The organism is Sorangium sp. So ce1036 (assembly GCF_051369805.1).
Taxonomy (GTDB): Bacteria; Myxococcota_A; Polyangia; order Polyangiales; family Polyangiaceae; genus Sorangium; species Sorangium cellulosum_F.
This window is the reverse complement of record NZ_JBBMOX010000001.1, coordinates 5,114,134-5,132,016: the sequence shown is the minus strand read 5'-3', so window position 1 is coordinate 5,132,016 and position 17,883 is coordinate 5,114,134. Positions and strand designations below refer to the sequence as shown.

At 72.9% G+C, this 17,883-nt stretch carries 14 protein-coding genes and 1 tRNA gene; 10 read left to right on the top strand and 5 right to left on the bottom strand.

Translation table 11 applies throughout. From position 1 onward, the window contains the following. The 6 genes from gmk to WMF31_RS19255 all read left to right on the top strand — a co-directional run bounded on the left by gmk (position 1) and on the right by WMF31_RS19255 (position 6,172). Complete coding sequence (gmk, locus tag WMF31_RS19280; RefSeq protein WP_436603357.1) at positions 1–639, top strand: guanylate kinase; 639 nt, start codon at positions 1–3, stop codon at positions 637–639. Continuing rightward, positions 636–1,523: an S-methyl-5'-thioadenosine phosphorylase gene (gene mtnP, locus WMF31_RS19275; RefSeq protein WP_436603356.1), complete on the top strand. Its 888-nt coding sequence runs from the start codon at positions 636–638 to the stop codon at positions 1,521–1,523. Before gmk ends, mtnP begins: the two co-directional genes overlap by 4 nt. Positions 1,524–1,689: 166 nt before the next feature. Next, the gene (locus WMF31_RS19270) at positions 1,690–2,616 is read left to right on the top strand and encodes a PfkB family carbohydrate kinase (protein ID WP_436603355.1); all 927 of its coding nucleotides are present in this window, start codon (positions 1,690–1,692) and stop codon (positions 2,614–2,616) included. Between the two features lie 94 nt (positions 2,617–2,710). Further along, positions 2,711–3,355, top strand: a complete 645-nt coding sequence (locus WMF31_RS19265) for a hypothetical protein (RefSeq protein WP_436603354.1) — start codon at positions 2,711–2,713, stop codon at positions 3,353–3,355. A 145-nt stretch (positions 3,356–3,500) separates the two neighbouring features. Then, positions 3,501–5,150, top strand: a complete 1,650-nt coding sequence (locus tag WMF31_RS19260; protein WP_436603353.1) for a serine/threonine-protein kinase — start codon at positions 3,501–3,503, stop codon at positions 5,148–5,150. Beyond that, the gene (locus WMF31_RS19255; protein ID WP_436603352.1) at positions 5,117–6,172 is read left to right on the top strand and encodes a hypothetical protein; all 1,056 of its coding nucleotides are present in this window, start codon (positions 5,117–5,119) and stop codon (positions 6,170–6,172) included. The genes WMF31_RS19260 and WMF31_RS19255 overlap by 34 nt, the downstream gene beginning before the upstream one ends. Positions 6,173–6,260: 88 nt before the next feature. Here WMF31_RS19255 and proS read toward each other — a convergent pair whose 3' ends face one another. Then, the gene (gene proS / locus WMF31_RS19250; protein WP_436603351.1) at positions 6,261–7,817 is read right to left on the bottom strand and encodes a proline--tRNA ligase; all 1,557 of its coding nucleotides are present in this window, start codon (positions 7,815–7,817) and stop codon (positions 6,261–6,263) included. A 254-nt stretch (positions 7,818–8,071) separates the two neighbouring features. Here proS and WMF31_RS19245 point away from each other — a divergent pair, with 254 nt between their 5' ends. Both WMF31_RS19245 and WMF31_RS19240 read left to right on the top strand, forming a co-directional pair. After that, the gene (locus WMF31_RS19245) at positions 8,072–8,965 is read left to right on the top strand and encodes an isoaspartyl peptidase/L-asparaginase (RefSeq protein WP_436603350.1); all 894 of its coding nucleotides are present in this window, start codon (positions 8,072–8,074) and stop codon (positions 8,963–8,965) included. A gap of 13 nt (positions 8,966–8,978) precedes the next feature. Next, positions 8,979–10,496 carry a phytoene desaturase family protein gene (locus WMF31_RS19240; protein WP_436603349.1) on the top strand — a complete coding sequence of 506 codons (1,518 nt, stop codon included), beginning with the start codon at positions 8,979–8,981 and terminating at the stop codon, positions 10,494–10,496. 48 nt (positions 10,497–10,544) lie between these two features. Here WMF31_RS19240 and WMF31_RS19235 read toward each other — a convergent pair whose 3' ends face one another. Both WMF31_RS19235 and WMF31_RS19230 read right to left on the bottom strand, forming a co-directional pair. After that, positions 10,545–12,248, bottom strand: coding sequence for a sigma 54-interacting transcriptional regulator (locus WMF31_RS19235; RefSeq protein ID WP_436603348.1), 1,704 nt, complete (start codon positions 12,246–12,248; stop codon positions 10,545–10,547). 249 nt (positions 12,249–12,497) lie between these two features. Then, entirely contained in the window at positions 12,498–13,478 is a 981-nt protein-coding gene (locus tag WMF31_RS19230) for a hypothetical protein (protein ID WP_436603347.1), read from the bottom strand. Positions 13,479–13,723: 245 nt separating this feature from the next. Here WMF31_RS19230 and WMF31_RS19225 point away from each other — a divergent pair, with 245 nt between their 5' ends. Both WMF31_RS19225 and murJ read left to right on the top strand, forming a co-directional pair. Then, positions 13,724–15,199, top strand: a complete 1,476-nt coding sequence (locus tag WMF31_RS19225) for an alkaline phosphatase family protein (protein WP_436603346.1) — start codon at positions 13,724–13,726, stop codon at positions 15,197–15,199. Positions 15,200–15,280: 81 nt separating this feature from the next. After that, entirely contained in the window at positions 15,281–16,939 is a 1,659-nt protein-coding gene (gene murJ / locus WMF31_RS19220) for a murein biosynthesis integral membrane protein MurJ (protein ID WP_436603345.1), read from the top strand. On the opposite strand, the gene WMF31_RS19215 is transcribed toward murJ, so the two are convergent. After that, the gene (locus tag WMF31_RS19215) at positions 16,905–17,519 is read right to left on the bottom strand and encodes a protein-tyrosine phosphatase family protein (protein ID WP_436603344.1); all 615 of its coding nucleotides are present in this window, start codon (positions 17,517–17,519) and stop codon (positions 16,905–16,907) included. The genes murJ and WMF31_RS19215 overlap by 35 nt on opposite strands. 238 nt (positions 17,520–17,757) lie before the next feature. Then, a tRNA-Met gene (locus tag WMF31_RS19210) sits at positions 17,758–17,834 on the bottom strand. Between the last annotated feature and the right edge of the window lie 49 nt (positions 17,835–17,883).

Sequence of the window (17,883 nt, the reverse complement as noted above, 5' to 3'; positions counted from 1 at the left end):
ATGTCGACCGACGCACTCAGTGACGACTTCCTCCTCCTCATCGTGTCGTCCCCGTCCGGCGCGGGGAAGACGACGCTCTGCGGGAGGCTGCGCAGCGAGTTCCCCGACCTGCGCTTCTCGGTCTCCCACACGACGCGGCGGCCTCGCCCGAACGAGGTGGACGGCCGCGAGTACCACTTCGTCGACCCGAGCACGTTCGAGCAGATGATCCGCATCGGCGCGTTCGCCGAGTGGGCCCGGGTGCACGATCACCTCTACGGCACGAGCCTGAAGGAGATCGAGATCGCCCGCGCCACGGCGCGCGGGGTCCTCTTCGACATCGATCACCAGGGCGCGCGGCAGATCAAGGCGAGCCTCCCCGAGGCGGTCGCCGTGTTCATCCTGCCGCCGTCCCTGGCCGAGCTCGAGCGGCGCCTGCGCGGGCGCGGCACCGAGGACGAGCCCACGACGCTCCGCCGCCTCCGCAACGCGAAGGGGGAGATCGAGCATTACGGCTTCTTCGATTACGTGATCGTGAACGACGAGGTGGACCGCGCCTACGAGCAGCTACGCTCCCTCGTCTTTGCGGAGCGGTGCCGGCGCGAGCGGCGCGCGCTCCTGTGCGAGCGGCTGCTCGCCGAGCGGAGGTTTGAGCGATGAGCAAGGGTGAACGGAACGACGTGCTCGCCATCATCGGCGGCAGCGGCCTCTACGAGATGGGGTGGCTGGAGGGCGTCGAGGAGGTCTCGGTGTCCACGCCGTTCGGCCTGCCGAGCGACGTGGTGCTCCGCGGCCACGTCAAGGGCGGAGACGCGACGGTCCTCTTCCTGCCGCGCCACGGCCGCGGGCACCGCTTCTCGCCGTCGACCATCAACTACCGCGCGAACATCTGCGCGCTGAAGATGCTCGGCGCCACGCACGTGCTCAGCGTCAGCGCCGTGGGCTCGATGCGCGAGGAGATCGCGCCCGGCGACCTCGTCGTCGTCGATCAGTTCATCGACCTCACGAAGCGCCGGGCCTCGACGTTCTTCGACGACGGCGTGGTCGCCCACATCCCGTTCGCCGATCCGGTGTGCCCCATCCTGGCGACGGCCGTCCACGAGGCCGCGCTCACCACCACCGCGCGCGTCCACCGCGGCGGCACGTACGTCTGCATCGAGGGGCCTCAGTTCTCGACGCGGGCCGAGAGCCTCATGTACCGGGCGTTCGGCGCGCACGTCATCGGGATGACCAACATGCCCGAGGCGAAGCTCGCGCGCGAGGCGGAGCTCCCCTACGCCACGCTCGCGCTGACGACCGATTTCGACTGCTGGCGCGTGACGGAGGAGGCGGTGAACGTCGAGGCGGTCATCGCCGTGCTGAACCGCAACATCGTGCACGCGCGGAACGTGGCACGGACGCTCGCCCACGGCCTGCCCGACGTGTCGCGGAGCCCCGCGCGCAGCGCGCTGCGCAACGCCGTCATGACGTCGCCGGACGCGACCTCGCCCGACGCGCAGGCGCGGCTCGAGTGGCTCCTCGGCCCGCGGCCGAAGGCCGACTGACCGCCCCGCCCTGCCCGGCGCGCCGCCCAGGGCTGCCGGGCGGCCTGCCTCCCGGGCCGGCGGAAGGCCGCGGCCTCGCGCTGCTCGGCCCGCGATGACGGCCGCGGCGTCGTAGAAACGATGCGCGCCGCTAGCGGCTCCGCGGAAACCCCGCTAAGAGGCGCCTGTGACGACCTCATCCGCGATTCTCATCATCGGCTCGATGGCCTTCGACGACCTCGAGCTCCCCTCCGGCAGCGCCAAGGACGTCGTGGGTGGCTCGGCCACCTATGCGTCCTTCGCGGCCTCCTGCTTCGCCCCGGTGCGCACCGTCGCCGTGGTCGGCGACGATTTCCCCGAGGAGACGCTCGCGGCGATGCGCGCCAGGGGCATCGCCGTCGACGGCGTCGAGCGCGCGCCGGGCAAGACGTTCCGCTGGGCCGGGCGCTATGACGAGGATCTCATCCATCGCACGACGCTGGACACGCAGCTCAACGTGTTCGCGTCGTTCGCGCCGAAGCTGCCCGAGGCGTACCGCGACACGCCGTTCGTCCTGCTCGGCAACATCCACCCCGCGCTCCAGCTCGACGTGCTCGAGCAGGTCCGGTCGCCGCGCTTCGTGCTCGCCGACACCATGAACTTCTGGATCGAGGGCGAGCCGAAGGCGGTCGCCGCGATGCTGCGCCGCATCGACACGCTCGTGGTCAACGACGAGGAGGCACGTCAGCTCTCGGGCAAGTACAATATCCGCCGCGCCGCCAAGGAGATCCTGTCCCGCGGCCCGCGCCGCCTGATCATCAAGCGCGGCGAGCACGGGGCGCTGCTCTTCGACGAGGACGGCGTGTTCGCCGCCCCCGGCTTCCCGCTCGAGGACGTCATCGATCCGACGGGCGCCGGCGACGCGTTCGCCGGCGGGCTCATCGGGTACCTCGCGTGCCAGCCGGAGATCACGCCGCTCGCGCTCCGTCGCGGTATGCTGCACGCCACGGCGACCGCCTCGTTCTGCGTCGAGGCGGTGGGCACGCGGCGGATCGCGACGGTGACCCGGGCCGACATCGCGGCGCGGCTGAGCGAGATCCGGGCGCTGTACGAGTTCGGCGCGAGCTCCATGTGAGGCCGGCCGCGGGGGGAGCGGGTCGAGAGCCTGCAGGGGTAGTCGCGCTTCACCTTCCGGCGCATAGCCGTGCTAGACGAACGTCAAAGAGAACATGAACCTCACGACCCGAACACTCGCAGGCATTGCCTTGCTGGCACCCCTCGTCGTCGGCTGCGCGGCCCGCACGGCGCCGTTCGACGAGATGGACAAGGCGCAGGTGACGGTGCTTCGCCTCCAGGGGCAGGAGCCCACACCGGTGCCCACGGCGGCGGCCCAGACCCCGGCCCTGATCCCGGGGCTCCCGCCCGAGCTGCAGCAGATGGGACAGGCAGCCCTCCAGGGGCTGCAGCAGGTACTGCCCGGGGTCATCCCGCCCGGCCTCATCCCTGGACAGACCGCGGCGCCGGCGGTGATCCCGGCCCAGCCGCGCTTCAAGAACTTCGTCATCCTCAGCCAGCGCCAGCTCACGAGCGACGAGGTCGATGAGGAGCTCAAGGAGCAGATCCTCGACGTCTTCGGCGACGAGGACAGCTTCTCCGCCGACCGCAGCAACTGCTTCTATCCTGGCCTCGGGATCTCCATGCTGCGGCCAGGCAACCCCACGCCCGTCGACCTGCTCGTCTCCCTCTCGTGCAATCAGGCCATGGGCGACGGCTTCCGCTGGCCGTACCCGGTCAACGGGTTCACGTCCGAGACCCACCAGAAGCTCACCAAGATCTACGAGAAGCTGTGGGGGCCGGTCCCGCCTGGCGCGTGATCGCGATCGTCCGGCGTTGACAGGACGCCAGCGGCCCGCTCGTGTGTGAATGGCATCACATGGCGCTACCGCGGGGCCCGGATGCTAGACTCGCTCGAGCGTTTCGAGGTCCCCGCGTTTCAACCAGGAGCGCACCGCCATCGCCATGACGCCTCACCCCCAGCTGTTGCCGGGAAAGGAGCTCGGGCAGTACGAGCTCCTCCTGCCGATCGCGCAGGGGGGAATGGCCACGGTGTGGGCTGCGCGCCGCAAGGGGCTCCGCGGCTTCCAGAAGACGGTCGCCATCAAGACGATGCTGCCGTCGCTCTCGGACGACACCCAGTTCGAGACGATGTTCCTCGAGGAGGCGAGGCTGGCGTCGGGGATCCACCACCCCAACGTCGCCGAGATCCTCGACCTCGGCGAGCAGGACGACATCCTCTACATCGTGATGGAGTGGGTCGACGGCGAGGCGCTGTCGGTCATCGCGAGGGCGGCGAGCAAGCGCGACGTCGTCATCCCGCTGCGCATCCTGCTCCGCATCCTCGGCCAGGCTTGCCTCGGGTTGCACGCCGCGCACGAGCTCCGGGATCCGCTGAACGACGATCAGCTGCTCGGGCTCGTGCACCGCGACGTGTCGCCCCAGAACATCCTCGTGACGTACGACGGCCACGTGAAGCTCGTGGACTTCGGCGTCGCCAAGGCCACGAACCGGGCGCGCAACGACACGACCGCGGGGCAGATCAAGGGCAAGGTGCCGTACATGTCCCCGGAGCAGGCGCGCGGCGACCGGCTCGATCGGCGCACCGACATCTTCGCGATGGGGATCGTGCTCTACAAGCTCACGACGGGCGCGCACCCCTTCGCCGCGGAGAACGACCTCCTCACGCTGAATCAGATCATCTCCCGGCCGGCGCTGTCGCCTCGCCTGAGCGACCCGGACTACCCGCCCGATCTGGAGCACGTCGTGATGACCTGCCTGCAGAAGGACCCGGCCAGGCGCTACCAGACGATGCTCGAGCTGGCGAGCGCGGTGCAGGCCGTGCTCGCGAAGGAGCCGCTGGTGGCGGATCACGAGGTCGGGGTGTTCGTGCGCGAGCTCCTTGGAGACCGCATCCAGCGGCGGCGCGCTGCGCTGCGCGATACGGTCCGCATGCTGGACGAGCGGGCCTCCATCGCGCCGGAGGTGGTGCTCGTTCGCGATAGCATCAGCGAGCTCTTCTTCACGCAGCTCCCCTCCGGCCTCCCGAACGCGCAAGACCTCGCGCCCCGACCGAGCGCGCCCTCGATCGCGTCCGGGGTGCTGCCCGAGGCGCGGCCGCAGAGCTCGCCCGGCCGGGCGACATCGCTCGATCCAATCGAGATCCCCGCGGCGCGGCGCCGCGCTGGAACCGCGCTCGTGGCGGCCCTGTCGTTCACGCTCGTCGCGGCGCTGGGCGGAGCGCTGATCTGGCTCCGGCAGCCGGCGCCGCAGCGGCCGTCCGAGCAGATCATGAGGGTCGCGCGCACCGGGGGCCCGACGGCGGCCGCGTCCGCGACCGACGCGCCCGCGGTGTCGCCCGGCGCTGCCCCCGTCCCGACGAGCAGCGCCGGCGCCGCGCAGGCGGGCGCGAGCGACGCCGCTGCCCCCGAGGAGCGCGGCGCGAGCGCTCCGGCCCACACGGGCGAGGGCGCGCCGGCATCCGCCACGCCGCCGGGCGCCGCGGCGCCGGGCGCGACGGCCGCCGGCGCGAGCCCTCGGATCCAGCGAAGAACAACCCCGGCCAAGCCCCCCTCGACGCAGTGGGTCCCCACCGTGATCAACCCCGGGTTCTGAGCGACCGCAGGGCGCGGCAGCTCCGCGACGCGCTGCTCCTGACGGCGAGCCTCGGCGTCCTCGGCGGCGTCCTGCTGTTGCGCCGGGGCAAGGAGCTCAGCGCCTCGCCCGCCCCGGCGTCGGCGAGCGCGCCCGCGGTGTCGTCGTCGGGGCTCGAGGGCGGAGAGCCCGAGCCCGCGGCGCCCGACGCCCACGCGGCGTGCGACTTCGCGGACCAGGGCTTCGGCGCCTACGAACGCTGGCGGCCGCTCCCGCTGGGTAGGCTGCTCGTTCCGCCGGCACGCGCGATCGGCGCGGACGGCGGCTACGATCTCCTCCTTCACTTCCACGGCGCGGAGCCCGCGCGGAAGGTGCTGGCGCCCAGGAACCTCGATCTGGTCGTCGCCGGGGTCGATCTGGGGACCCGCTCGAGCGAGTACGCACGCGCCCTCGACGGCGACCGCTGGGACGCGCTGCTCCAGGCGATCGACCGCGAGGTCGAGAGCGCCGCCGGGATCGCGGGCGCGCACGCGCGCCGCCTGCTGCTGTCGTCCTGGAGCGCTGGCTCCGGCGCGGTCGGCCGGGTCATCGAGCGCGGGAGCCGGCCTGTCGATGCGCTGCTCCTCCTCGACGCGCTCCATGGAACCTACATGCCGGGGCAGACCTCGCTCGTCCCCGGGCAGCTCGCCCCGTACGTCGCCCTGGCCAGGGCCGCCACGCGCGGCGCGCCGCTCTTCTATCTGACGCACACGGAGACCCCGGCGCGCGGCCACGCGTCCACGGAGGAGACGGCCACGTTCCTGCTGAACGAGATCGGAGCGAGCCCCGTCGCGGTGACCGCCAGCGGCAACGGCGCGCCCGCCGGCACCCCGGGCAGCGGCACGGATGCGCCGGCAGGCGCGCCGCGGCTCACCCGGATGTACGACGGGGGTAGCCTCTACGTGCGCGGCTATGCCGGGACGGGCCCCGACGGCCGCTGCGCGCAGCTAGGGCTACTCCCCGCCATCCTGACGGAGCACGTGCTCCCGGCGCTCGGCCGGTGAGCCGCGCCGCATGCCCCGCGCGACGCGCCCCCGCCTCCAGCCGCGCGCGGCGCGGGCGGCGCGCCGGTGAGCCGGCGGGCGCCGCCGCTCAGTACGACTTCGCGAACACCACCCGCTGCGGGCTCGGCTTGCCGGTGAAGATGCACCGCCCTTCGCCGGCCACCGCGTCGGCCCACGGCGCCCCGTCGAACCCGCCGGTCGGGATGCAGCGGATGGTCACCTTGTAGGCGTTCTTCACCTCCGCCTCGATCTCGGGATCGCCGGACCAGTGCGCCAGCGCGAAGCCCCCTTGCGCCTCCTTGTCCCCCTTCGACGCGAAGAAAGCGTCGAAGTCGGCGCGATCGTTGATGACGTGCGTGTTCGCGTCGCGCATCGCGAGCGCGCGCGCGTAGAGCGCCGCCTGGATGTCGCCGAGGATCTCGGTGATGCGCCCCACGAGCTCCCCGCGCGCCATGCTCGACTTGTCCTTCGGCGGGCGATCCCGGCGCGCGACCATCGCCACGCCGCTGTCGACGTCGCGCGGCCCGATCTCGATCCGGAGCGGGATCCCCTTCTTGACCCACTCCCACTGCTTGTCGCCGCCGCGGATGTCGCGCCGGTCGATCTCGACCTCGATCCGCCGCTCGCCGAAGCGCTGCGCCCGGAGCTCCTTGGCGAGCCCGTCGATGTACTCGTCGACCTTGGCGCGCGTGTCCTCGCCCCGGTACACGGGCAGGATCACGACGTGCGCGGGCGCGAGGCGCGGCGGGAGCACCAGGCCGTCGTCGTCGCCATGGGTCATGATCAGCCCGCCGACGAGGCGGGTCGACACGCCCCACGACGTCGTCCAGGCGTACTCCTCGGTCTCCTCCTTGGTCTGGAACTTGATGCCGCTCGCCTTCGCGAAGTTCTGCCCGAGGAAGTGGCTCGTGCCGGCCTGCAGCGCCTTTCGGTCCTGCATCATCGCCTCGATCGCGTACGTGTCGATGGCGCCGGGGAATCGCTCGCTCGCCGTCTTCGGCCCCTCGAGGACCGGCATCGCCAGGAAGTCGCGCGCGAAGGTCGAGTAGACGCCGAGCATGCGCAGCGTCTCCTCGCGCGCCTCGTCCGCGGTCGCGTGCGCGGTGTGCCCCTCCTGCCACAGGAACTCCGCCGTCCGCAGGAACAGGCGCGTCCGCAGCTCCCAGCGCACGACGTTCGCCCACTGGTTGATCAAGAGCGGCAGATCCCGGTAGCTCTGGACCCAGCTCGCGAACGCCGCGCCGATGATCGTCTCGGAGGTGGGGCGCACGATGAGCGGCTCCTCCAGCCGGGCCTGGGGGTCGGGGATGAGCCCGCCGCCCGGGCCGGCCACGAGCCGGTGGTGCGTGACCACGGCGCACTCCTTCGCGAACCCCTCGACGTGCTCCGCTTCCTTCTCGAGGAACGACTTCGGGATGAACAACGGGAAGTAGGCGTTCTTGTGCCCGGTCGCCTTGAACATGCCGTCGAGCTCGCGCTGGATGTTCTCCCAGATCGCGTAGCCCCACGGCTTGATCACCATGCAGCCACGGACCGGGGAGGTCTCCGCGAGATCGGCCGCGCGCACGACCTGCTGGTACCACTCCGGGTAGTCCTCGTTGCGCGTCGGCGTGATGGCGGTCTTCGGCGCTTCGTTCTTGGCCACGGTCTCTGCTCTCCTCGATGGGCGGCGTCCGGCGAGGCCGCCGGCGCCCCGCGGCGGGCGCCCGGCCGGCGCCGGCCCCGCGGCGGGGCTGAACGCGCGACGTATCAGGAGCGCGGCAAGGTGTCGAGCGCAGCGGTCCGGCCCGGCACCCTCGCCGGCGCCCCGGTCGGCGGAGGCGCGCCTCGCGCCGCTCCGGCCGCATGCCCGGCCGGCTTCGCGGCGGCGCGCGGCCATGGTACGCGCAAGGGAACGACGTGAACCACGTCATCCTCACGCACGGCGGGGTGACCTCCCCGCAAAGCCACGCGGATACCTGCGCCGCGGCCGCCGACGATGCCCTCGGCGTGCTGAACGCAGGCGGAGAGGCGCTCGGGGCCGCGATCGCGGCGGTCGCGCGCCTGGAGGACGACCCGCGCTTCAACGCCGGGACGGGCTCGAACCTCCGCCTGGACGGGCGGACGATCGAGATGGATGCCGCCGTGATGGCCAGCGACGGGCGGTTCGGCGCCGTCGCGTCCATCGAGCGGGTGAAGAACCCCGTCCTCGTCGCCGCGAAGGTGCTGGAGACGCCGCACCTGCTCCTCGCCGGCGTCGGGGCGACCGCGTTCGCGCGCCGGCTCGGGTTCGACGACCACGACCCGGTCACCGAGGGGGCGCGGGAGAAGCACGCCCGCGCCCTCGCCGCGCTGGGCGGCAACGGGGACGGCGATTTCTCGAGCGACGCGGCGCGGTTCCATGCGCTCACCGCGAAGCAGTTCTGGAACTTCGACGCCGAGCCGATCGAGTGCGACACCGTCGGCGCCGTCGTGCGCGACGCGCACGGCCGCTTCGCCGCCGCGGCGTCCACCGGCGGCTCGACCTACATGCTGCGCGGCCGCGTCGGCGACGTGCCGCTCCTCGGCGCGGGGATCTACGCGGGCCCGCACGGCGCCGTGGCGGCGACCGGGATCGGCGAGGAGATCGCGCGCCGCTTCCTCGCGCGCACGGTCTACGACTGGCTCGCCGACGGCGTCGCGCCCGCGCGCGCGGCCCAGCGCGGCGTCGCCATGTTCCCCGACGTGCTCGCGATCGGCGTGCTGGTCGTCGGGAGGACGGGCCAGGCGGTCGCGTCGAACCGCGCCATGGCGAGCGCGCAGCTCGTGGGCTGAGGGACCGCAGACGATGCACAGCAGAGACCCTGACGCGATCGTGGTGGGAGCGGGGCCGAACGGCCTCACGGCGGCGGCGTACCTCGCCCGCGCGGGCCTGTCGGTGCTCGTGCTGGAGGCCGAGCAGGAGCCGGGCGGCGCCGTGCGCACGCGCGAGGTGACGCTCCCGGGCTTCCGCCACGACCTGGGCGCGGCGTTCTTCCCCTTCGGGCAGACGAGCCCCGCGCTGCTGCCGCTCGACCTGCCGGGGGCGGGCCTCGTGTGGCGCCACGCGCCGATCGACAGCGCCCACCCGGCGCCCGACGGGACGTGCGCGTCGATCGCGCGCGACGTCGAGGCGACGGCGCGGTCGCTCGGCGAGGACGACGGCCCCACCTGGCGCCGGATCGCCGGGTGGCACGCGCGCACGCGCGAGCGGATGCTGGACGCGCTCCTCTCCACGCCGCCCGCGCTCGGCGCGATGCTGCGCTTCGGTCCGCTCAACCTGCTCCGCCTCGCGCAGGTGGTCCTCTCGAGCGGCCGCGGCTTCGCGACGCGCACCTTCCGGACCGAGGCGGCCCGGCGCGTGGTCCCCGGCCTCGCCCTCCACACGGACGTGGGCCCGGAGGATCCCTGCGGGGCCATCGTGGGCTTCATGCTCACCCTGCTCGCGTCGAGCGGCGGCTTCGCGGTGCCCGAGGGCGGCGCCGGCGCGATCACGCGCGCCTTGCTCCGGCGCGTCGAGGAGCGCGGGGGCGGCGTCCGCTGCGGCGCCCGGGTCGAGCAGATCCTCGTCCGAGAGGGGCGCGCGGTCGCGGTCCGGCTCGCGGGCGGCGAGGAGATCCGCGCCCGCCGCGCGATCGTCGCCGACGTCGCCGCGCCGACGCTCTACCTCCGCCTGCTCGAGGCGGCGGTCGTCCCGGCCCGGATCCAGCGCGCCATGCGCCGGTTCCGCCGGGGGTTCGGCACCTTCAAGATGGACTGGGCGCTCGACGGGCCGGTCCCCTGGTCGCACGAGGACGCCGCGCGCGCCGCGGTCGTGCACGCGGGCGACAGCCTCGACGATCTGGCCGAGTTCACGCGGCAGGTGCGGGCGGGCGCGCTCCCCGATCACCCGTACCTCGTGATCGGACAGCAGTCGCTGGCCGATCCCACCCGCGCGCCGGCGGGGCGCCACACCCTCTGGGCCTACTCGCGCGTCCCCTCCTCCATCGACGGCGGCTGGGCGGCCTCGCGCGAGCGCTTCGCCGATCGGGTCGAGGCGCGGATCGAGGAGCTCGCCCCCGGCTTCCGGCGGCGGATCCTCGCGCGGGCGATCTGGTCGCCGGACGATCTCGAGGCGATGGACGCGAACCTCCTCGGCGGCGATCTCGGCGGAGGTTCCGCCGACATCCGGCATCAGCTCTTCTTCCGGCCGGTGTTCCCGTATTTCCGCTACCGGACGCCGGTCCGAGGCCTGTACCTGGGCTCGTCCTACGCGCACCCGGGCGCCGGGGTCCACGGCGCGTGCGGGCGCAACGCCGCGCTGGCGGTGCTGGAGGACGAAGGCTGATCCGCGGGCGCGTCGCCGCTTCGGACCGCCGCCTCGCGGCGAGGGCCCCTATTTCGAGCGCGACGGCGGGCCGTCCCGGTAGTCGGACCGCTTCAGCCCGTGGCTGGCGATCTTCTCCTGGAGCGTGCGCAGCGGCATCCTGAGCCGGCGCGCCGCCATGGCCAGGTTGCCGTTGGTCGCGCGGAGCGCGTCGAGGATGATCTCGGCCTCCAGGCGATCCATCTGCGCCTTCAGCCCGATCATCGGCGCTGGCCCGGGCGTCGCGATCTCGATGGCCGGCCGCTCCGCGGGCGGCGGCGGCGTGGAGAGCTTCCGCGCCGAGAGGTTGTGGAGGCCCTCCGGCAGGTCGAGCGGCGTGATGACGCTCCCCCGCGCGATGACGACGGCGCGCTCGATGGCGCTGCGCAGCTCGCGCACGTTCCCGGGCCACGGATACTGCTCGAGCAGCGCGAGCGTCTCCGGAGAGAGCGAGCGCACGTTCCGGCGGTGCACTTCGTTCGCCTGCTGGAGGAAGCGCTGGGCCAGCGGCCCGATGTCCTCCCGCCGCTCGCAAAGCGGAGGGATGCGCAGCGGCACCGCGTTGAGCCGGTAGAGGAGGTCCGGGCGGAACGTGCCCGCCACGCACATCGCCTCGAGGTCGCGGTGCGTGGTCGCGACGATCCGCACGTCCACCTCGATCTCCCTCGTCGAGCCGACGCGGACCACGCGACGGGTGTCGAGCACGTGCAGCAGCGCGGCCTGCGAGGAGAGCGGGAGGTCGCCCACCTCGTCGAGCACCACCGTGCCCCCGGCGCACGTCTCGAAGACGCCCTCGTGCGCCTGGGTCGCGCCGGTGAACGCGCCGGCCTCGTGCCCGAAGAGCGTGCTCTCCAGGAGCTGCGCGGGCACGCCGCTGCACCCGACGCGCACCATCTGCTTCTTGTGGCGCGGTCCGGCCTCGTGGATCAGCCGCGCGAACACGTCCTTGCCCGTCCCCGTCTCGCCCTGGAGCAGCACCGGGGCGGACGAGCGCGCGAGGCGCATGGCGGTCTCGAGCACCGGCCGCATGGCGGGGCTGCGCATCACGAGCCCCTCGTCGCTGACCGCGCGCATCCCGCCCGCCGGCGTCGGCCCGCCCATCAGGCCGTCGGCGCTCGGCAGCGGCGTCCGCTCCAGCGCGCCGCGAGGGGCGTCCAGCAGATCGAGGTTGAGCACCGGCAGCTCGGCGCTCGCGATCACGCGCAGCGACGCCGTGATCTCCCCGAGCATCACCTCGTCCCCCGGCTTCAAGACGCCCCGCTCGACGCGCTGCCCGCTCAGGAAGGTGCCGTTCGTCGAGCCGAGATCCTCGATGAGCACGTCGCCGCGCTGGAACGTGAAGCGCGCGTGACGTCGCGACAGGCTGCGTTCCATGATCGCGACGTCCGCGGTCGGATCCCGGCCGATGACGACCCCCACGCCTTCGGTCAACCGCACCGTCTCGGTGCCGTGCCGGTGGTAGATCATGAGCAGCACGTGCGGCTGCGGCGCGCGCCCGCGGCTCAGCTCCGCGAGCGCATCGCGGACCTGCGACATGGCGATCGGGTCCGTCTCGCTCGCGCGCGACTCGCTCCGGAGCTCGTGCGCCGCGGGGCCCTCGGCCTGCGCGGAGGGCTGCGGGGCCATCGCGGCCCCGGGCGCGTCGCCTTCCGCGCGCCCCCCCTCGGCCGTCGCCGGTCCGCCGACGTCCGGCGAAGGGTGACTCCTCGAAGCGGCCGGGCGCGAGTGATTCATTCGTTCTCTCTCATGCGTGCCCGAGGGGACCCCGGCGACGGATGCTGGCTCGCGAGCCCTGCTCGCGCTCATCCTTGATTCCATGACGATATGCCGCGGGGAGGTCATCGCGCAAGGCGTGAGCTGCCGGCCGCCAGGCGCCCAGGCGCTGGCCGGCCTCGGATCCTGACCAGCCTCGCGTCGCTTCAGGAGCGCGACGCCCCGCGCGCTCCCCACCCCGCGCGACACGGCGTCGCCGCGGCGATCGGCTCAGATGCGGCTCGCGACCTGCTCGCCGGCGCTGGACGAGCGAGCAGGCGACGCGGCCGGCTCCTCGGCCCGGCAGTGCGCGCCGAACCGCGTGCACGGAATGTCCTCGATGGGCGGAAGCTCGACGTAGCCGCGGTGGACGGCGATCTCGTTGAAGCAGCGCCCGAGCCAGCCCGGGATGACGAGCGCGTAGGTGCGCGCGAGCCGCCTGGGATCGTCCAGCGTGCGCAGCATGGCCTGGTAGGTGACCTCGCCATAGGTCGCCTTGAAGGCCGCCGCCTGCTCGGGGCGCGCGACCCAGTTCATGACGCCCGCGCGATCCGCCTCCGGGTGGAACTGGACCGCCTCGACGCCCGGCGCGACCTCCAGGCCGAGGATCGCCCGGCCCTTCGAGATGCCGTCACGGCTCTCGCGGGCAAGGAGCTTGCCCCCGAACGACGAGAGCCGTCCTTCGTCGAGATTCACCGCCTCCCAGTTGCGGTGCTCGAACGCGAAGAGGCGGTCACCGAAGGGAGACAGCAGCGGATGCTGCTGGCCAGCAGGGGTCGTGTAGATGGGCATCACGCCGAACTTGCGATCGGCGCGCGGGACGATGTCGGCCAGCCGGTAATGATGGACGACGAGCTCGAACGAGTAGCAAATCGCGAAGAGCGCGCGCCGGTCTGCGCCCCCCCGGATCGCCGACTCGACGACGCCGTCGAGCAGGCGTGAGAAGTCGCGCGTCCAGGGCTCCCCTTCCCCATCGAAGGGAGAGCCGGGCCCCCCCGACGAGAGGTACAGATCACAGGCCTCCGGGATCGGGGCGTTGGTGTCGCGGGGCGAGACCTCGACAACCTCGCAGATCATGCCCGGGTTGTGCGTCCGAACACGTTCGAAGAACGCCGCGACAATCCCGCGCAGGCAGCGCATCGCCTGGTTCACGTGGCCGTTGTTCATGTCCACGATGCACAGGCGCAGCGGCCGAAGCGACCGGCCGTTCACGACGGCATCTATCCCATCAGGTGAAGTTGGGAGCGGATTTGAGCTCATCGGGAATTGGCAGAGTGCGGACGCAGGCCCCCGCAACTCCCCTGCATACCATCTCTCCGCCTCAACGGAAAGAAGGGTTTTCCCGGACATGCGCTCGGCGTCATCAAAAGTCCTTCCTCGGCCCCGCGGTCCTGGGGATCCTGTGTGCGATGAAGAAACAGAATGTATCGCCGCGTGATCCTCTGACTCGCCGTGACGTGCTGACGGGGCTCGGCGCCGCGCTCGGCACCGCGACGTTCGGGTGCAACGCCGCCGAGAGCGCGGCGTTCCAGGGTGACGCGGCGTCGAGCGGCGGCAGCGACGGGTCCGGAGGCGCTGGCGTCGCGGAAGCGGAGGACGTCCCGGGAGGAGCGGGCAGCGCAGGACAGGTGGGAGACGGCAGGGGCGACGGCGCCGCCGCGGATCGCTGCGCGGAGACAGGCGACCTGAGCCCGGAAGAGCTGCTCGCGCCCATCAGCACCATCGTCGTCCTGTGCATGGAGAATCGCTCGTTCGACCACTACCTCGGCTCGCTGCTGCTGAGGGAGGGCCGGCGGATCGATGGACTGACAGGGATGGAGTCGAACCGCGCGCCGGACGGGGCGCTGGTCTCGCCGTTCCAGCTCGACAACTTCACGCCCGCCGACCCGCCGCACAGCTGGGACGCGGCCCACGCGCAGTGGAACCAGGGCAGGAACGACGGCTTCGTGATCGCCCACGCGGGGCCCGACCAGCGGGACGTGATGGGCTACCACGTGCGGGAGCACCTGCCGATCCTCTACGCGCTCGCGGACGCGTCGGCGATCTGCGAGCGCTGGTTCTGCTCGGTGCTCGGCCCGACCTGGCCGAACCGGCTCTACCTGCACGGCGCCACGTCGAAGGGCGTCTCCCGGAACGTGCCGGTCATCGGCTTCACGAGCGTGTTCGAGCTGCTGAGCGACGCGGGGATCCCGAGCAGGAACTACTACCATGACGTCCCGTGGTGCTCGGGCGCGTACTTCAGGTTCAAGGGCGTCGCGGGGATCGAGCGCTTCTTCGAGGACGCGGCCGCCGGGCTGCTCCCGCCGTTCTCCATCATCGATCCCCAGTTCTTCGGCGCCGCGGCGAACGACGACCACCCCGACCACGACGTGCAGCTCGGGCAGGTGCTCATCGCCAGCATCTACAGCGCGCTGGCGAGGAGCCCGCAGTGGGGACAGTGCCTCTTCGTGATCACGTACGACGAGCACGGCGGCTTCTTCGACCACGTCGCGCCCCCCACGGCGGTGGACGACGACCCGCGGTTCTCGCAGCTCGGCTTCCGGGTCCCGTCGATCGTCGCGGGCCCGTTCGTCCGCGAGGGCTGCGCGGTGAGCACGGAGCTCGAGCACGTGTCGGTCCTCCGCACCCTGGAGACGCGCTTCGGCATCCCCGCGCTGAACGCGCGCGCCAGCGCGGCGAACGATCTCTCGTGCTGCATCGATCCGGCGCTGCTCCGCTCGCCCCGAGCGCCGATCGTCCTGCCCCAGCTCGAGGTCTCCCTGTCGCGGCTGCGGGCGCGGACCGCGCCCCGGATCTCCCAGCCGGAGCTGTGGGAGGCGGCGGAGCGCGGGCTCATCCCGCGGCACCTGGACCGCCGGGACGACGGCCCGCAGATCGCGCGGCGGGTGCTGGCGCACGCCGAGCGGCTCGGCGCGGCGAGGATCAGGGACTGACCCGCGGCCGCTGGCCAGCCGCCGGGCGGCCCGCCGGCGCCGGGTTCGCCCGGAGGCGGGAGGTCTGATAGAAGCGCCGCCGTGCCGCCCGACCTCGATCCGCCCGCCGCCACGCAGGCAGCGACCCCGCCGGCGAACGCCGCGCCGGGCGCGCGCGCGCCGGCGGACGCCGCCCGGCCTGCGGCCGCACAGGCGACGCCGCCGAGCGCGGCGCGGTCGTCGGCGATGGTCACGGCAGGGATCATCCTGTCGCGCCTCGTCGGGCTGCTCCGCCAGCGGGTGACGGCGCACTTCTTCGGCACCTCCGAGCTCGCCGACGTGCTCACGGCGGCGTTCCGCGCGGGCAACATCACGCAGAACCTCCTCGGCGAGGGGACGCTCTCCGCCACGTTCATCCCTGTCTACGCGCGCCTCCGGGCGGCCGGCGAGGCGCACCGCGCGGCGCGCTTCGCGCTCTCCGCGCTCGGGCTCCTGCTGGTCGCGGCCGCGATCGCGTCCGCGCTCGGCGTGCTCGCGGCGCCGTGGGTGTCCTTCCTGATCGCCGCGGGCTTCAGCGAGGAGAAGCTCGCCAGCATGATCCGGATCGTCCGGATCGTCTTCCCGATGACCGGGCTGCTCGCGCTGTCCGCGTGGGGGCTCGGGGTGCTGAACGCGCACCGGCGGTTCTTCCTCCCCTACGCCGCCCCCGTCGCCTGGAGCGCCGCGCAAATCGCGGGGCTGCTCGTGTTCGGGGCGTGGCTCGGGGTGCGCGGGGAGCCGCTCGCGGAGGTCCTCGCGTGGAGCGCCTTCGGCGGCGCTGCGCTGCAGCTCGCGCTGCTGCTCCCCTCCGCGCGCAAGCTGCTCGGCGGGCTGCGGCCTCGGTTCGACTCGAGCGATCCGGGCGTGCGGGAGGCGGGGGTGAAGCTGCCCGCCGCGCTGCTCGGCCGCGGGATCATCCAGGTCTCCGGGCTCGTGGACACGCTGCTCGTGAGCTTCCTCGGCGCCGGCGCGAACGCGGCCTTCCACTACGCGCAGACGATCTATCTCCTGCCGATGAGCGTCCTCGGCGCCGGGGAGGCCGCGGTCGCCCTGCCCGAGATGGCGCGCGACACGGCCGAGGCAGACGTCGCGCGGCGCAACGAGGCGCTGTCGCGCCGCCTCGGGGCGTCGCTCGCGCGGCTCACGGTGCTGACCGTGCCGACCATGGCCGTGTTCCTGGTGCTCGGGCGGGAGCTCATCACGCTGCTGCTCCAGACGGGGACGTTCGATCGCGCGTCGACGGCGCGGGTCGAGCCGTTGCTGGGCGCCTACGGCCTCGCGCTGCTCGCGAACGCCGCGGGGCGCGTGCTGATCACCACCTCGTTCGCGCTCGGGGATACGAGGACGCCGGCGCGCTACGCCCTCTATCGAATGCTCGTCAGCGCTGGCATCGCGCTCGTCCTGATGCGGTGGCTCGATGTGCTCGGCGTCGTGCTCGGCGCCGTCATCGCCGGGTGGGTCGAGGCGATCGCCCTGGCGCGCCGCGTGCGGCGCGAGATCGGCGGGCTCGGGCTCGAGCAGATCCGGCTCGGCCGCGTCGCCGCGCTCACGGTGATCTCGGTCGGTTGCGGCGCCGCGCTGCGGGCGGCGCTGCCGGGGGGGCTCGCCGAGACGCCGTGGGGCGCCGCGCTCGTCCTCTCGTCGTGCGGCGTCGCCTTCGCCGTCGCGGCGCCCGCGCTGGGGCTCTTCAGCCTGAAGTCTCTCCTGCGCAGGGCGAGATGACGGCCCGCGCCGCGCGCGCCGGGCCCTCTCCCTGCGCGCGGCGCCACGCGACGTAGCGCTCGACGAACGCGGCCTGCGCGGGGCTCAGCGCCACGCGCGGGCGCCTCTGCTTCAGGAGGGCGATCGCCTCGTCGACCTCGAGGCCGCCGCGGGTCGCGAGGTAGCAGAGGGCGAGCGTGACGCTCCTGCCGACGCCGCTCGCGCAGTGGATGTGGACGCGGTGGCCAGCGCCGATGTGGCGCTCGAGGAACGCCACGCCGCGCGCGGCCTCCTCGAGCGTGGGCGCGCGCATGTCCCAGCAGGGGATGCGCATGTACTCGACGCCGGCGGCGCGCAGCGTGAGCACCGGGTCGTAGAGCTCGCGCGACACGTTGATGACCGCGCGGATCCCGAGGCGGCGGAGCTCGGCGACGTCGCCCGGGAGCAGGAACCCCCCGACCAGCAGGTCCGGGCTCACCCAGGTGCGCCAGGGGTGCTGCGACCGGAGCGACGCGACCGCGCGGCGTACCGCCAGGAAAGCATAGAAAAACACGGCATACGGCGCGAGCAGGAGCAATACCAGCGCGGGGCGAAGGCGCACGCCGCTCTCCTGGTGCCGGAGCGCGCGGGGCGCCAGCGCCGCACGGCGCCCCCTCGCTCATCATGCCGACGCCCCTCGGCGTGCGGTGTTGTTCCCCGACAGATCGGGCCGGAGAATCCAGAAAACCGGAACACCCCCCTCGCGGCGAGGAAGGGCTCCCTGTTCATATCCGACCCGGATGTTGCGGACCACAACCCACGGCTCCTTGCGGAGCCCAGTGGATTGCTTTCACCATCGCTGGTGCCGAAGGAGGGAATCGAACCCCCGACCCGGCGCGTATGAAACGCCTGCTCTAGCCGACTGAGCTACTTCGGCGGAAGTGAGGGCGGGTTCGTACCCTTCCGCCTTCACTCTGTCAAGCACT

What these genes read in the sequence shown, in the direction of transcription:
- gmk (WP_436603357.1), top strand. Translation starts at nt 1, where the DNA reads ATGTCGACCGACGCACTCAGTGACGACTTCCTCCTCCTCATCGTGTCG.
- mtnP (WP_436603356.1), top strand. Translation starts at nt 636, where the DNA reads ATGAGCAAGGGTGAACGGAACGACGTGCTCGCCATCATCGGCGGCAGC.
- WMF31_RS19265 (WP_436603354.1), top strand. Translation starts at nt 2,711, where the DNA reads ATGAACCTCACGACCCGAACACTCGCAGGCATTGCCTTGCTGGCACCC.
- WMF31_RS19260 (WP_436603353.1), top strand. Translation starts at nt 3,501, where the DNA reads ATGACGCCTCACCCCCAGCTGTTGCCGGGAAAGGAGCTCGGGCAGTAC.
- WMF31_RS19240 (WP_436603349.1), top strand. Translation starts at nt 8,979, where the DNA reads ATGCACAGCAGAGACCCTGACGCGATCGTGGTGGGAGCGGGGCCGAAC.
- WMF31_RS19235 (WP_436603348.1), bottom strand. Translation starts at nt 12,248, where the DNA reads ATGAATCACTCGCGCCCGGCCGCTTCGAGGAGTCACCCTTCGCCGGAC.